The sequence below is a fragment of the Arenivirga flava genome (assembly GCF_030161575.1).
GTDB lineage: Bacteria > Actinomycetota > Actinomycetes > Actinomycetales > Microbacteriaceae > Arenivirga > Arenivirga flava.
Map to the genome: position 1 here is coordinate 1158968 of NZ_BSUL01000001.1, position 15051 is coordinate 1174018.

Annotated in this window: 13 protein-coding genes and 1 pseudogene; 5 read left to right on the forward strand and 9 right to left on the reverse strand. The window is 73.0% G+C overall.

The genetic code is table 11. From position 1 onward, the window contains the following. Positions 1-38 precede the first annotated feature (38 nt). Genes QQK26_RS05670 through QQK26_RS05685 form a run of 4 tightly spaced genes read right to left on the reverse strand, consistent with a single transcriptional unit; the run spans position 39 to position 4410 of the window. Positions 39-926, reverse strand: a complete 888-nt coding sequence (locus tag QQK26_RS05670) for a carbohydrate ABC transporter permease (RefSeq protein WP_284230904.1) — start codon at positions 924-926, stop codon at positions 39-41. Continuing rightward, positions 923-1903 carry a carbohydrate ABC transporter permease gene (locus QQK26_RS05675; protein ID WP_284230906.1) on the reverse strand — a complete coding sequence of 327 codons (981 nt, stop codon included), beginning with the start codon at positions 1901-1903 and terminating at the stop codon, positions 923-925. Before QQK26_RS05675 ends, QQK26_RS05670 begins: the two co-directional genes overlap by 4 nt. After that, the gene (locus QQK26_RS05680; RefSeq protein WP_284230908.1) at positions 1900-3159 is read right to left on the reverse strand and encodes an ABC transporter substrate-binding protein; all 1260 of its coding nucleotides are present in this window, start codon (positions 3157-3159) and stop codon (positions 1900-1902) included. Before QQK26_RS05680 ends, QQK26_RS05675 begins: the two co-directional genes overlap by 4 nt. 60 nt (positions 3160-3219) lie before the next feature. After that, on the reverse strand, positions 3220-4410 hold the full coding sequence (locus tag QQK26_RS05685; protein WP_284234464.1) for a Gfo/Idh/MocA family protein: 1191 nt from the start codon (positions 4408-4410) through the stop codon (positions 3220-3222). Positions 4411-4611: 201 nt separating this feature from the next. Here QQK26_RS05685 and uxaC point away from each other — a divergent pair, with 201 nt between their 5' ends. Genes uxaC through manD form a run of 3 tightly spaced genes read left to right on the forward strand, consistent with a single transcriptional unit; the run spans position 4612 to position 8564 of the window. After that, positions 4612-6006: a glucuronate isomerase gene (gene uxaC / locus QQK26_RS05690; protein WP_284230910.1), complete on the forward strand. Its 1395-nt coding sequence runs from the start codon at positions 4612-4614 to the stop codon at positions 6004-6006. Beyond that, a complete protein-coding gene (locus tag QQK26_RS05695; RefSeq protein WP_284230912.1) occupies positions 6003-7277 on the forward strand; it encodes a mannitol dehydrogenase family protein in 1275 nt (424 codons plus the stop codon). Before uxaC ends, QQK26_RS05695 begins: the two co-directional genes overlap by 4 nt. A 48-nt stretch (positions 7278-7325) precedes the next feature. Further along, positions 7326-8564 carry a D-mannonate dehydratase ManD gene (manD, locus tag QQK26_RS05700; protein ID WP_284230916.1) on the forward strand — a complete coding sequence of 413 codons (1239 nt, stop codon included), beginning with the start codon at positions 7326-7328 and terminating at the stop codon, positions 8562-8564. 6 nt (positions 8565-8570) lie between these two features. Here manD and QQK26_RS05705 read toward each other — a convergent pair whose 3' ends face one another. The 3 genes and pseudogenes from QQK26_RS05705 to QQK26_RS05715 form a co-directional block, all read right to left on the reverse strand. Further along, on the reverse strand, positions 8571-9185 hold the full coding sequence (locus tag QQK26_RS05705; RefSeq protein ID WP_284230919.1) for a substrate-binding domain-containing protein: 615 nt from the start codon (positions 9183-9185) through the stop codon (positions 8571-8573). Between the two features lie 254 nt (positions 9186-9439). Beyond that, positions 9440-9538: pseudogene (locus QQK26_RS16400) on the reverse strand (LacI family DNA-binding transcriptional regulator); the annotation flags it as partial. A 74-nt stretch (positions 9539-9612) separates the two neighbouring features. Further along, positions 9613-10992, reverse strand: a complete 1380-nt coding sequence (locus tag QQK26_RS05715; protein WP_284230923.1) for a glycoside hydrolase family 30 protein — start codon at positions 10990-10992, stop codon at positions 9613-9615. 106 nt (positions 10993-11098) lie between these two features. Between QQK26_RS05715 and QQK26_RS05720 the strand changes: the two genes are divergently transcribed. After that, positions 11099-12004 carry an ROK family protein gene (locus QQK26_RS05720; protein WP_284230925.1) on the forward strand — a complete coding sequence of 302 codons (906 nt, stop codon included), beginning with the start codon at positions 11099-11101 and terminating at the stop codon, positions 12002-12004. Between the two features lie 7 nt (positions 12005-12011). Here the strand turns inward: QQK26_RS05720 and QQK26_RS05725 are convergent, their stop codons facing one another. Together QQK26_RS05725 and QQK26_RS05730 are read right to left on the reverse strand one after the other, a co-directional pair. Further along, a complete protein-coding gene (locus QQK26_RS05725) occupies positions 12012-13040 on the reverse strand; it encodes a lactonase family protein (protein WP_284230927.1) in 1029 nt (342 codons plus the stop codon). A gap of 9 nt (positions 13041-13049) precedes the next feature. Then, positions 13050-14237, reverse strand: a complete 1188-nt coding sequence (locus QQK26_RS05730) for an anthranilate synthase component I family protein (protein ID WP_284230929.1) — start codon at positions 14235-14237, stop codon at positions 13050-13052. Positions 14238-14277: 40 nt separating this feature from the next. Here QQK26_RS05730 and QQK26_RS05735 point away from each other — a divergent pair, with 40 nt between their 5' ends. Next, on the forward strand, positions 14278-15051 hold the full coding sequence (locus QQK26_RS05735) for an aminotransferase class IV (protein WP_284230930.1): 774 nt from the start codon (positions 14278-14280) through the stop codon (positions 15049-15051).

Consider the following 15051-nt stretch of genomic DNA (forward strand, 5'->3'; position numbering starts at 1 on the left):
GGCCCTCTCTGTGTCGGGTTCGGTCGGTCGGTCGGTCGTCACTTCAGGCTCCCCGACACGAGGTCGAGGCGCCAGAAGCGCTGCAGGAAGAGCACGAAGGCGATGACCGGCAGGATGGCGACGAGCGCGCCGGTGATGGCCATGGCGTAGAGGATGGGCTCGCTGCCGCCGCGGTTGAGCATGAGGTACATGGCGACCGTGACGGGTGCGAGGTCCGAGTCGGACTGCATGATGTAGGGCAGCAGGAAGTTGTTCCAGATGCCGATGAACTGCAGCAGGAAGATCGTCACGAGCCCGGGCAGCAGCAGCGGCAGCCCGATCGCGCCGAAGGTGCGGCCTTCGGAGGAGCCGTCGACGCGGCCGGCCTCGAGCAGCTCGCGCGGCACGGACGCCCGCGCGTAGACGAAGGCCAGGTACACGCCGAAGGGCGTCACCGAGACCGGCAGCAGCACGGCCCAGTAGGTGTTCGTGAGCCCCCACTCGGCGAAGAGCATGTACTGCGGGATCGTGAGCGTGATGGTCGGCAGCAGCACGCCGCCGAGCAGCCCGATCATGACGGCCTTCTTGCCGGGGAAGTCGTACAGGGCGAGCGCGTACCCGGCGGCGGCGGAGACGATCGTGGAGAGCAGGGCCCCGCCGATCGCGTAGACGAAGCTGTTGCCCATCCACTGCACGAAGGCTCCGCCCTGGTACGTGAAGAGCTGCACGAGGTTGTCGCCGAAGCCGGTCCCCATCGCGAACGACGGCGTGTTGAAGAGCTCGCCGGTGGTCTTGGTGGCGGCGAAGACCACCCAGACGACCGGTACCAGGAAGTAGGCGACGGCGGCGAGGAGCACCACGGTGGGCACGAAGCCGCCGCGGGTGCGTCGGCGCGGGCGCGCCGAGGCGATGTCGGGGCGGGTCGAGCGGATGCCGGTCGCGGTCATCGGGTCCTCCTCGCGAGCACGGTGCGCAGCCCGAGCACCAGCAGCGAGAGCAGCACGGTGGCGAGGGCGAGCAGGATGGAGGCCGCCGAGGCGGCGTTGAGGTCGTCGTGCGCGAACGCATCGCGGTAGACGCGCATGAGCGGGAAGAACGTGGAGTCGATGGACGTGGTCAGCGTCGAGAGCATCTGCGGCTCGCTGTAGATCTGCAGCGCCCCGATGACGGAGAAGAGCCCGGTGAGCAGCGTCGCGGGCACGACGTGCGGCAGCTTCACGAAGCGGGCGATGCGCAGCTCGTCGCAGCCGTCGATGCGGGCCGCGTCGATCTGCTCCTTGGGCAGCGACTGCAGGGCGGTGTAGATGATGATCGTGTTGAAGCCGATGCCGCCCCAGAGGACGACGTTGACGATCGCGACCTGCACGAAGCCGCCCGTGAGCAGCGCCGGCAGCTCGATGCCGAGCCCGCTCGCGAACTGGTAGACCGGGCTGATCTGCGGCACGTAGAGGAAGCCCCACATGAGCGCCGCGATCACGCTCGGCACCGCGTACGGCAGGAAGATCGCCGTGCGGCTGAACGCCCTGGCCCGCACGCGCGGCAGGTCGAGCAGCAGGGCCAGCAGGATCGCCGTGCCCATCATCAACGGCACCATGACGATCGCGAACACCCCGAGGCGGCCCAGGCTCGACCAGAAGGTCGGGTCGGCCAGCACGCCCGCGTAGTTGTCGAGCTGCACGAACACCGTCTCGGGCGGCGCGAAGGCGCTGCCGGTCGAGCGGCTGCCCATGAAGCTCAGCCCGATCGAGTAGCCGATGGGGATGAGGAAGGCAATCGAGAAGAGGATGAGCGCCGGTGCGAGCAGCAGGTAGGCGAAGCCGGCGTGACGCGGCATCCGGCGTCGGCGGGCACCGCCGAGTCGATCCGCCCGCCCTGCCCCGCGGTCGTGCGTGGCGGGGGCGCGCTCCCTCAGGGCGCTGCTCATCGTTCGAGGTCCGTGCTGACGACGCGCTGCACCTCCGGCAGCACCTCGGACCAGGGCAGCTGGCCCTCGAAGGCGTTGCCGAAGGCGTCGCCGATCGCCGTGAAGGCCACCTGCGTGTTCGGGCCCCACTGCGCGGCGACGAGGTGGTCGGCCTGCTCGGAGGCGGTAGGCCAGTAGCCGCTCTCGTCCGGCATGAGCTCGGGGGCGGACCGCTCGATCTGCTGCCCGTGGCTCGCCGCCGTGAACTTGTTCACCTCGACCAGGCCCTCCGCACCCTCGTCGGAGGCGTTGAGCCAGGTGAGGAACTCGATCGCCTGCTCGGGGTGCTCGCTGTCGGCGAGGACGACGTCCGCCGAGCCGCCGCGCGCGAAGACCCTCGGGTCGGAGGGGTCCCACTGCGGGATCGGCGCACCGGCCCAAGCGCCGACGGTCTCGGGGTACTGGCTCATGAGCGGACCCGGCGCCCACGCCCCGGCGAGCTGGCTGAGGATGCGGCCGCTCGCCATCGCCTCGACGTACTCCGGGCTGTTGGTCTGGTAGGTGCTGACCAGGTCGTCCTCCACCATCCCCCGCCAGAAGTCGAGCACCTCCTGCGTCTCGGTGCTGGCGATGTCCACGCTCCAGCCGTCGTCGTCGTAGTCCCACCACTGGGCGCCGTTCTGGAGGGCGAGGCCCATGAAGAGGTCGGCGTCGAGCGCGCTGAAGTTGAGCAGGTAGCGATCGCCGTCACCGGAGGCCCGCACCTGCTCGGCGAGGGCCCGGAACTCGTCCCAGCTCGCCGCGGGGCTCAGCCCCAGCTCGGCGAAGAGGTCCTTGCGGTGCACGAAGAGCGCCGGTCCGAGGTCCTGCGGGATCCCGAAGATCAGCTCGTCGAAGGTGACGGTCTCGAGCACCGACTCCGAGAACTTGTCCGCGAAGGCGTCCGCGGAGGGCGTGAGGTCGGCGAGGATGCCCGCCGTCACGTACGACGGCAGCTGGGTGTACTCGGCCTGCGCCATGTCCGGCCCGTCGCCGGCGCGCGCCGCGCTGAGCACGACGGTCGGCATGTCGGCACCGGAGGCGGGCGCGGAGATCTCGACCTGGATGTCGGGGTTCTCCTCGTTCCACACCGCCACGCGCTGGTCGATGTTGGAGCCCCAGGCCCAGAACTCGAGCGTCACGGAGCCGTCCGAGCCGCCGTCGCCGGCGGCGCAGCCGGTGAGTCCGATCGCCATGACGCCGAGCGCGGCGATGCCCGCGCGGGTGGTGCGTCGCATGTTCAATCTCCCTTGATCGATCATTCGGAGCCGGGCACCGCGGTCGCGGACGCCGGTCGTTCAACGCCGCAGCGCCGCCGTCCCGGTCGGCGCGGCGACGACCTCGTCGTGCTCCCCGCCGAGCACCGCGTCGACGGCGATCCGCCGTCCGAGCGTCGCCGAGACGTAGAGCGCGCGCACGGTCGCGAGCACGAGCGCCGCGTCCTCCACGGGCACGGCCGGGCGCGAGCGCCCGTGCAGCGCGGCCTGCAGGTCGAGGTACTGCCTGGCGTGACCTCCGGCCCAGCCGAGGCCCAGCGCCTCGGCCGGGTCCGGCTGCGCGAGCATGGAGGCGTGCGCGTTCCGCGGGTCCGCTCCGTTCTCGAGGTCGGCGAGGTGCAGCGACACGAGCACGTCGTCCTCGACGACCGCGCTGCCGGCGCTCCCCTGCACCTGCAGCCGCGCTCCCAGCCCGGGGTAGCCGGCGGTGGTGGCGTGCACCGCGGCCAGGGCCCCGCTCTCGAAGGCGATGGTGCCGACCAGCGTGTCCTCGACCTCGATGCCCTCGTGCGCCGTCCGTGCGAACTCGGCCGTGACCTGCGCGGGCCGGCCGAGCAGCGCGAGCAGCAGGTCGAGCGTGTGCACGCCCTGGTTCATGAGCGCGCCCCCGCCGTCCATGGCCCACGTGCCGCGCCAGTCGGCCGCGGCGTAGTAGTCGTCGCCGCGCCACCAGGGCACGCTGGCGACGGCGGAGGTGATCCGGCCGAGCCTGCCCTGCTCGATGGCGGCGGCGAGCGCGACCGTGGAGGGATCGAGGCGGTGCTGGCTCACGACCGAGGCGAGCACCCCGCGATCCGCCGCCTCCCGGGCCGCGTCGGCGAGCGCCCGGGCACGGGGCAGGTCGACGTCGAGCGGCTTCTCGACGAGCACGTGGCGATCGGCGTCCAGCGCCTCGAGGGCCAGCTGCACGTGCAGCCCGCTGGGCGTGGCGACGACGACGAGCTCGAACGGCTCGCCCTCCGCCAGCGCCTCCGCCAGCGATGCGGCGGTGCGCGGGCGGGGGTCGCCTTGAGCGGCGACGAGGTCGGCGATGGCGGATGCACCGTCGGCATCGCGGTCGATCGCCGCGACGAGGCGGTAGCCCGGCAGCGCGGCGAGCACCTGCGCATGGGTGCGACCGATCACACCGCAGCCGACCAGCGCCGTGCGGATCGGCGGATGCTGCTCGACCATGTCGCGTTCCCCTTCGAAGCGTCGCACCGTGACGCTCATGCCCACGGCCGGATGCTCAGCGACGGTAATCGCTTCCCGCGGGCTTGGCAACTGATTGCCAATACGGATTCCGAAAGTTTCGCCGCACTCCACGATCGTTGCGAGCAACGGTCGATCTGGAAGCCGTAACGCGCTGATCCCGCGGGCAGATCCGATGGCAACTGATTGACAAATCTTGCGCCGCACCGACACGATGCTCTGGTGACGACAACGGCGTACCTCCATCCCGACCGGCTCCTCCCCGCGGACGCGGCGACCCGCTCGATCGCCCGCGGGCTGTACGAGCGCGTGGCCGGCGCGCCGATCCTCTCCCCGCACGGCCACGTGCCCGCCGAATGGATCGCCGACGACGTCCCCTTCAGCGACCCGGCGCAGCTGTTCATCGCCGGCGACCACTACGTGCACCGCCTGCTGCACGCCTCCGGGGTACGGCACGAGCAGCTCGGGCTCGGCGGCGCACGCGTCGATCCGCGCGAGGCGTGGGCGCTGCTCGCCGAGCACTGGCATCGCTTCGCCGGCACCGCATCGGGGTACTGGATCAACGACGTGCTCGGGCGCGTGTTCGGCGTCGAGGAGGAGCTCTCCCCCGCCACCGCCGACGCCGCCTACGACCGGGTCGCCGCGGCGCTGCTCGACCCCGGGTTCCGCCCGCGCGCCCTGCTCGAGCGCTTCGGCATCGAGGTGCTCGCCACCACCGACGATCCGCTCGACGACCTCGCCGCCCACCGGCGCATCGCCGAGGACGACGCGGTCGCGACCCGCGTGCTGCCGACCTTCCGCCCGGACGCCTACCTCGACCCCGAGCACCCCGCGTTCCTGCGCAGCGCCACGCGACTGCTCGACGGCCGGCCGGCCAGCTGGCGCGCCTACCTGGTGGCGCTGGCGGAGCAGCGGGCCCGGTTCGCCGAGCACGGCGGGGTGTCGGTCGACATCGGCATGATCGCCCCCACCACGCTGCGCACCGATGAGACGGATGCGGACGCCATCCTGCAGCGCGCCCTCGCCGGCGAGGCCACCGCGCAGGAGGCCGCTCGCCTGCGCGCCTACGGCCTCTACGAGTCCGCTCGGCAGTCGACCGAGGACGGCCTCGTGCTCACGGTGCACACCGGGGTGCGGCGCAACCACCACGCGCCGACGCTGGCCGCGATCGGCCCGGACGGCGGCCACGACATCCCCGTCGCCGCCGAGTACACCGAGAACCTGCGCCCGCTGCTCGAGGACTTCGGCCTGCACCCGCAGCTGCACCTCGTGCTCTTCGCGATGGACGAGACCTTGTTCTCGCGCGAGCTCGCGCCGCTGGCCGGCTTCTACCCGAGCGTCTTCATCGGCGCCCCGTGGTGGTTCCTCGACGCCCCCGACTCCATCCAGCGCTTCCGCGCCGCGACGACCGAGACGGCGGGCTTCTACCGCGGATCCGGCTTCATCGACGACACCCGCGCGTTCCTGTCCATCCCGGCGCGGCACGACATGGCGCGGCGCTCCGACGCCGCCCACCTGGCCCGGCTCGTCGCCGAGGGCCGCATCACCCGGACCACCGCCGAGCGCATCGCCGACGACCTCGTCGACGCGGTGCCGCGCACGGCGTTCAAGCTGTGAGCGCCGCGCTCCGCCGGGAACGGCCCGGGCCGCCCGTGCGCATGGTGCATCTCGGCCTCGGCGCCTTCCACCGCGCGCACCAGGCCTGGTACACCCAGCACGCCGACGACGGCGCCGACTGGGGCATCGCCGCCTTCACGGTGCGCTCCCCCGACGCCGCGCGAGTGCTCGACGCGCAGGACGGCCTCTACACGATCGTGACCCGCGCGGCCGACGGCGACACCGCCGAGCTCGGCACGGCGATCGTCGCCGCCCACGACGGCGCGGATCTCGAGTCCCTGGAGCGCTACCTCTCCGATCCCGCCGTGGCGGTCGTCACCCTGACGGTGACCGAGGCCGGCTACGCGCTCGATGCCGACGGCTCGCCGAGCGCGCGCCTGCGCGACGATGCCGAGGCCGATCGGCCCGCCACCGCGCTCGGCCGGCTGCTGCGCGGCTTCGACGCCCGCCGGCGAGCGAATGCGGGACCGATCGCCGTGGTCTGCTGCGACAACCTGCCGGAGAACGGCGCCCTGCTGCGCGGCGCGCTGCTCGCCGTCGCCGCCGAGCCGCTGCGCGCCTGGATCGAACGCGACGTCTCGGTCGTCGGCACCTCGGTCGACCGGATCACGCCGGCGGTCACGGACGAGCTGACCGCCGAGGTCGAGCGCCTCACCGGGCTGCGCGACGCCGCCCCGGTGGCCACCGAGCCGTTCAGCGACTGGGTGCTCGGCGGCGACTTCCCCGCCGGTCGACCGCGCTGGGAGAGCGCCGGGGCGCGTTTCGTGGACGACCTCGAGCCCTGGGAGCGCCGCAAGCTGCGCCTGCTCAACGGCGCGCACACCCTCCTCGCCCTGGCGGGCCCGCCCCGCGGGCACCGCACGGTCGCCGAGGCGATCGCCGACCCCGCGCTGCGCTCGGCGGTCGAGGCGCTCTGGGACGAGGCGTCGGCCACGCTGCCCGACGGTCTCGACCTGCCGGCGTACCGCTCGGCACTGCTCGAGCGCTTCGCGAATCCGCGCATCGAGCACCGGCTGGCGCAGATCGCCCAGGACTCGCTCACCAAGCTGCGCCTGCGGATCGTGCCCGTCGCCCGGCACCGGCTCGCCGAGGGCGCGTCGACGAGCGGATGCGCCACCGCCGTCGCCGCCTGGATCGCCGCCGAGCGGCCGGACGTCGCGGCCGACGCGGCGCTCGCGGACCTCGACCCCGCCCTGGCCGCCGACGCCCGCTTCGCCGCCGAGGTGACGGACGCGCTCGCCCGGAGCGCCCAGGCCGCGCGGGCAGGCTGACGCCGCGCTCCCATCCGCTCATCCGCTCATCCGCTTCGAAGGAGAATCATGATCATCGAGCAGGCCGACGTCATCGTCACCAGCCCGAACCGCAACTTCGTCACCCTGCGTCTCGTGACCGACGAGGGTCACGTCGGCATCGGCGACGCGACCCTCAACGGCCGCGAGCTCGCGGTCGTCGCCTACCTGCGCGACCACGTGGTGCCGCTGCTCATCGGCCGCGACGCCCATCGCATCGAGGACACCTGGCAGTTCCTGTACCGCAGCGCGTACTGGCGTCGGGGGCCCGTGACCATGGCCGCCGTCGCCGCGGTCGACATGGCGCTGTGGGACATCAAGGGCAAGGAGGCCGGGCTGCCCGTCTACCAGCTGCTCGGCGGCGCCTCGCGCACCGGCCTGCTCGCCTACGGCCACGCCTCGGGCAAGACGAACGACGAGCTCTTCGACAGCGTGCGCGAGCACCTCGAGCAGGGGTACAGGGCGATCCGCATCCAGGCGGCCGTGCCGGGGCTCAAGTCGATCTACGGCATCGCCTCGAACGCCACCTACGAGGCCAACAAGGGCGAGCGCTACGACCACGAGCCGGCGCAGCGCGGCGGCCTGCCGAACGAGGAGGACTGGGACACCCGCAGCTACCTGCGGCACATCCCGACCGTCTTCGAGGCGGTGCGGAACGAGTTCGGTCCCGAACTGCCCCTGCTCCACGACGGCCACCACCGCATGACGCCGATCCAGGCGGCGCAACTCGGCAAGAGCCTCGAGCCCTACGACCTGTTCTGGCTCGAGGACTGCACGCCCGCGGAGAACCAGGAGGCGCTGCGCCTGGTGCGCCAGCACACCACGACGCCGCTCGCGATCGGCGAGATCTTCAACACGGTGTGGGACTACCAGCAGATCGTGCGCGAGCAGCTCATCGACTACGTGCGCAGCGCCGTCACCCACACCGGCGGCATCACGCACCTCAAGAAGGTGCTCGACTACGCGAGCCAGTACCAGATCAAGTCGGGCATGCACGGCCCGACCGACATCTCGCCGGTCGGCATGGCCGCGGCGATGCACCTGGGCCTGTCGATCCACAACTTCGGCATCCAGGAGTACATGCAGCACGGCGCGAAGACGGATGCGGTCTTCGAGCAGTCCTACACGTGGAAGGACGGGCTGCTGCACCCGGGCGACAAGCCGGGACTCGGCGTCGAGCTGAACGTCGACGAGGCCGGCAGGTACCCGTACCAGCGGGCCTACCTGCCCTACAACCGGCTCGCGGACGGCACCGTCCACGACTGGTAGGGCTCCTCAGCTCGAACCGCGCACGATCAGCTCGGTGCGGAACGGGTCGTCGCCGACGGGCTCGCCGAGCAGCGTCGCGACGGCCCGCTCCGCCATGCGCTCGAGCGGGGCGCTCACGGTCGTGAGCGGCGGGGTCGTCAGCGTCGAGCCGAAGATGTCGTCGTAGCCGGTGATCGCGAGGTCGGCGGGGATGCGCGCGCCGGCCGCCTGCGCCGCCTGCATCAGGCCGATGGCCATGAGGTCGTTGTACGCGACGACCGCGGTCGCGGGCGAGGCCGCCACGCGCTCGTAGGCGTCGCGGCCGCCGTCGATCGACGGCGTGCCGCCGGGGATGTCGAAGATGGACAGACCCCGCTCGCGGGCCAGCGCGAAGAGGGAGTCCCAGCGGCGGCCGTTCATCCACGACCGCAGCGGACCCCCGAGGTAGGCGATCGCCCGATGCCCGCGCTGCTGCAGATGGTCGAGCAGCGCACCGTTGCCGGGGTCGACCCACGGCACCTCGCCCTCGACGCCCGCCACCTCGCGGTTGAGCAGCACCAGCGGGCGCTGCGCGGCGAGCTCCAGCACCTCCGCGTCGTCCAGCCGGGTGCTGGCGAGCACGAGCCCGTCGACGCCGCGCACGAGGTTGCGGGCGGTGTGCGCCTCGCGCTCCCCTCCTCCTGCGACTCGGCGATCACGAGGGTGTATCCGGCGCGGGCGCACGCGCGCTCGGCGCCGCGGATGATGCCGAAGACCACGGGGTTCGTGATGTCGGCGACCACGAGGCCGATCGTCGAGGTGCGGCCGGTGAGCAACGCCCTGGCGGCGGGGTTGAACTGGAAGCCGAGCTCGTCGGCCGCGGCGCGGATCCGCTCCGTGGTCTTCGCCGTGATGCGGCCCGGGCGGTTCAGCGCGCGGGAGACGGTCGAGGGGCTCACGCCGGCCAGTGCGGCGACGTCGTAGATCGTCGGGGAGCTGCGCGGCGCATCCGTCATCTGCAGCTCCGTCCGGCCGGTGGGAGGGGCGTCCGACGAGCGCCGGGCCCCTCCCGCCAGCCTAGCGGCGGGCGCTACGCCAGCGCCGGCAGCAGGATCGTGCTGAACGAGTCCGCCGGCAGCACCGGCGAGAGCACCCGCTCGCCGAGCAGGATGTCGACGCGCTGCTCGACCCGCTGGCCGTTGTGCAGCACGAGCACGATCGAGCCGTCCGGGTTGCGGAACGCCAGCTGCTCGTCGAAGCCCGAGTAGCTCGTGGTCGGGATTACCTCGGCGCCCTCGGTCACGAAGTGCGAGACGTGCTTGAGCAGGTGCAGCTCGTGCGTGCAGCGGTAGGTCCTCGTCGACGGGTCGACCACGACGAGCGAGTTCTGCGCCCAACCCCAGCGGCTGACGCCGCCCTCGAGCAGCGCCATGTTCCAGTACTGGTAGGCCGTCGCGCCATTGGTGATGAAGTGCCGCAGCAGGGTCCAGGCGAACCGGGCGTAGCGCCAGTCGTTCAGCCCGTCGCCGCACTCCTGCTCGGTCTGGTAGATCCGCAGCTCGGGGCGATGGCGGTGCAGGATCGGCGCGGCGGCCTTGCCGTGCCATTGGATGCCGACGCCGGCGATGTACGGACCGGCGACCTCGTCCTCGATCACGGCCTCCGCCATCCGCTCGTCCGGTCGCTCCAGGGTGCCGAGGAACACCTCGACATCGCGCTCGGCCATGGCCGGGCCGAGGTGGCGGACGAAGGCGGTGAGCCCCTCCGGCGTCCAGGTGCAGCTGGGGAAGATCTGCGCCGAATTGAACTCGTTCTGCGGCATGACCATGCCGATCTCGATGCCCTGCTCGCGGTAGGCGTCGATGAAGCGGCCGAAGTAGTCGGCGTAGGCCTCGAGCACCGGCTCCTCGAGTCGGATCATGTCGGTGCCCTCGCGACCGACCTGGTCTTCGCGCAGCCCGTTCTCGACGTTGCCGATCGAGGTGCCGGGCATCGCGGCGGCGTAGTGGCCGTTCGTCTTCATCCAGCTGGGCGGGCTCCACGGCGAGGCCCAGAGACGCAGCGCCGGCTGGTGCGTCTTGGCGGCGCGGATGAACGGGATCAGCGTCTCGTGGTCGTTCTCGATCGAGAAGTGCTCGAGCGCGAGGTCGCCATCGACCTCGTCGTAGGAGTACCAGTCGCGCGAGAAGTCGTTCGCGCCGACCGGCATGCGGCACAGCGAGAGATTGGCGCCGGTGCCGGGCTCGAAGAGCTCGCGCAGCACGGCGTCGCGGTCGGCCTCGTCGAGCAGCTCGAGCGCGGTCCAGCCGAGCTCGTTGAAGCTGGCGCCGAAGCCCTCGATGCGCTGCTGCGGCCGGTCGAGCTCGACGAAGACGCCGGGCAGCCCGCTCGGAGCGGTGAGCTCGGGGGCGGGGCGCTCCTGCCACGGGGCGGTCTCGGTCGTGACGATCCAACGGGCGTCGGTGGGCATGCGGGCTCCTTGCTGGGACGGGTCGGCCCAGTCTCGGTGCAGGCGAGGCGCATCCGTGCATCGCTTGCGCAATTTCCAACGCCCATTGGACTGGCAGGCTGTCTGCATGACACTCGCTCTCGCCGTGGATCTCGGCGGCACCAAGGTCGAAGCCGCCATCGTCGACGACGACGGGGTGATCGTCCCCGGCACCAGGCACCGCGCCCCCACCGGCGAGGCGGCGGCGGGCGACGCCGGCGTCGCCCGCGAGTCCATCGAGACGGTGGTCCGGCGGGCGCTGGCCGCCGCTCCCGCGCCCGTGACCGCCGCCGGCATCGGTGCGGCGGGACCGGTCGACGCGGGCGCGGGCACCACGTCGCCCATCAACCTCCCGGCGCTGCGCGACTTCCCCATCGCCGAGGTCGTCGCCCGCGCCTCCGGCCTCGACCGCGTGCGGCTCGGCCTCGACGGCAGCTGCATCGCCCTCGCGGAGCGTTGGCGCGGCGCGGCGCGTGCCTGCGACGACGCGATCGTGCTCGTGGTGTCCACCGGTGTCGGCGGCGGCGTGATCGTCGACGGCCGGCTGCTGGGCGGCGCGTCCGGCAACGCCGGGCACCTCGGGCAGCTGGTCATCGAGCCCTTCGACGGCGACCCCGCGCCCGCCACGGTCGAGCGGATCGCCTCCGGTCCTCACACCGTGCGCTGGGCACGGGAGCGCGGATGGGCGGGGTCGACCGGCGAGGAGCTGGCCGCCGCGTACGCGGCCGGCGACCCGTTGGCCACCGAGGCCGTGCGGCGCTCCGCCGCCGCCGTCGGCGTGGGCATCGCGAACGCGGCGACCCTGCTCGACCTCGAGCTCGCGGTCGTCGGCGGCGGCTTCGCCCAGGTCGCGCAGGATTACGTCGACCTCGTGCAGGCGTCCGCGCGCGACGCGGCGCAGAACGCCTATGCCGCGCGCATCCGCGTCGAGCGGGCGCAGCTCGGCGGGGAGGCCCCGCTCATCGGCGCGGCGGCGCTGGTGCTGCTCGACTGAGCCGAGGTCAGGCCTCGAGGAAGCGCACCCAGTTCGCCCCGGCGCCGGTCTCGGCCTGCTGCAGCAGCTCGAGGCGCTCGCCGTCGACCGCGTAGAGCGAGACCGTGGTCGAGCGCTCCCCCGCGGCGACGAGGAATCGGCCGTCGGCGCTCAGCGCGAAGCCGCGCGGCTGCGGCTCGGTGACGGTGAAGTCCTCGGCGGCGGTCATCCGGCCGCGCTCGTCCACGGGCACCGCGGTCAGGGTGCTCATCGAGCGCTCCGAGGCCCAGAGCACGCGCTCGTCGGCGCCCCAGTGCAGGTCGGCGCCCCAGACGGCGCCGCGCGCGACCGGGTCGGCCTCGATCTCGCCGCGCACGAGTCCCGCGCGCAGGTCGGTGATGTTCGCGGCCGTGCGCAGCGCGAGTTCGCCGGTCGCGACGTCGCGGTCGAAGCGCAGCACCTCGCCGGAGTACTCGGTGACCACGTAGACCGCGTCCTGCGAGGCGTTGAGCACGAGATGGCGGGGCGCGGCGCCCTGGGGCACGGAGGCGGACTGCACGTGCGTGAGCGTCAGGTCGTCGCCGATCGCGTAGGTGGCGACGAGGTCGTCGCCCAGGGAGACGAAGTGCGCGAAGCGGTCGTCGGCGCTCGGCAGCACCGAGTGCAGGTACGTGTGCTCGACGGTCGAGATCGGCTCGCCGACGACGCCGTCGACGATCGGGGCGATGAAGCCGTAGCTGCCGCCGTACGAGGCGCCGAGCAAGGCGCCGCCGTCGCGGGTCAGGGCGAGGTAGGCGACGGAGCCGCCGGGCAGGTCGGTGCGCGAGCGCTCGGCGAGCGCTCCGGTCGCGCGGTCGAGCTCGAGCGTGACGACGGCCGCCGGGTCGCCCTTGACGCCCGCGTAGACCAGTCCGCGCGCCGCATCGATCGCGAAGGTACCGGTGCCCTTGAGACCGCCAGTCACGGCCAGACGGCTCAGGGCGCCGTCCTCGAGCCGGAAGGTGCCGATGCTGCTGTCGCCGGCGTTCGCGACGAGGACGAGGGATGCGTTGCTCACCGGTCGACCCTATCCGAGCGGCCCATCCAGCACGCTCAGCAGACGGTCCGCCTTCAGCCGCACCTCCGCGAGCTCGAAGGCCGGTTCGGAGAGCGCCGTGATGCCCCCGCCGGCGCCGACCGTGACGCCGTCGGGGGCGAAGACGATGCTGCGGATGACCATCGCGAGGTCGACCGAGCCATCGGCCCGGACCAGCCCGAAGGCCCCGGAGTACACGCCGCGCGGCGCCCGCTCGAGTCCGCGCAGGATGGCCATGGCGCTGCGCTTCGGGGCCCCGGTCATCGATCCGGCCGGGAACAGCGAGCGCACCGCGTCACCGGCGCCGAGCCCGTCGCGCAGACGGCCTTCGACGGTGCTCACCAGCTGGTGCACGGTCGCGTAGCGCTCCACGTCGAGCAGCCGCGTGACCCGCACCGAGCCCGGCACCGCGATGCGGCTGAGGTCGTTGCGCACCAGGTCGACGATCATGACGTTCTCGGCGCGCTCCTTGGCGTCCGCGCCCAGCTCCTCCGCGAGCGCGTCGTCGACGAGCGGATCGGGGTCCCGCCGCCGGGTGCCCTTGATAGGACTCGATCGCACGAGGCCGTGCGCGTCGATCTCGAGGAAGCGTTCCGGCGAGGCGCTCACCAGCGTCGTGCCGCCCAGCCGCAGCAGGCCCGCGTGGTGCGTCGGCGCCGCCGAGCGCAGGCGCGCGTATGCGGTCCACGGGTCGGTCGCCGTCCCGACCCGCGCCGTGTTCGTCAGGCAGAGCAGGTAGGCGTCACCGCGCTCGATCGACCGCTTGCAGGCCTCGATCATGGCGAGGTAGGTGTCGTCGTCGTGCCGCCAGCGCACCACGGCGAGCCGGCGCACCGGTACCGGTTCGGGCGCCGCATCGCCGAGGTCGCAGAGGTCGATACCGCTGGCGCGCACCTCGCGGCGCGCGTGGTCGAACACCATCCAGCGCTCCGCGCGCAGGAAGCGCGCGCCACCCTCGTAGTCCAGCCACCCGGCCCAGAGCGGACGGTCACCGGCGGCCGGGTCGAGCGGCACCTCCGGCCAGGCGTCGACGAGCTCGGAGCCGAGCACGAGTGTGCTCGTGCCGCGCCCGTCGGTCGCCTCGAGCAGCGCGACGTGGCCCTCACCGGCCAGCGCGCGGGCCGCATCGAACGGCTCGACCCATCCGGGCAGCAGCCCGCCGACATCCCGCCCGTGCACGTCCCCATGCTACGAGCCGCGGGGCTCCTAGGATCGACGCATGCCCGCCGAGCCCGCCGTCCTGCGCTGGACGGGCCGCGCGCTCGAGCCGGTGGACGAGGCAGTCGCGGGTCCCGTGCTCGCCGCCGACTCCTGGCTCGTCGACGACGGCCTGGTGCTCGCGCTCGACGCGCACCGCGCACGCTTCCTCGGCGCAGTGGGCGGACGAGCGGATGCGGCCCCGTTCTGGGCCGCCGCCGTCGCCACCCTGCCCCGCGAGGGCGCGTGGTTCCCCCGCGTCGAGCTGCTGCGCCTGAGCGACGGATCGGAGGAGCTGCGCCTGCAGCTGCGCCCTGCGCCGGCCCGCGGCCGCGAGCTGGTCGTCGCCACGCACTGGGGCCCGGACCCGCGCTCGCAGCCGACCGTCAAGGGCCCCGACCTCGAGGCGCTCGGCGCCGCGCGCGCCCGCACCGCGGAGCGCGGCGCGGACGAGGCGGTGCTGCTCTCCCCCGACGGCGAGCTCGTGGAGGGCGCGTGGAGCGCCCTCGCCTGGTGGCACAGCGAGCGGATGCACGTGGTCGACCCGGCGCTCCCCCGCATCCGCTCGGTCACCGAACACGAGCTGCTGGCCGTCGCGGCCGAAGAAGGGGTCGGCATCGACTTCGTGCGCGCCACGCCCACCGAGCTCGACGGCGCGGAGCTGTGGGTGCTCAGCGCACTGCACGGCCCGAGACGCGCGACGGCCTGGCTCGATGGCCCGCGCCTGACCGGCCGGCCAGGGCGGCTCGACCATTGGCGAGGGCGACTCCTCGCACGCCGTCAACCGCTCGCCTGA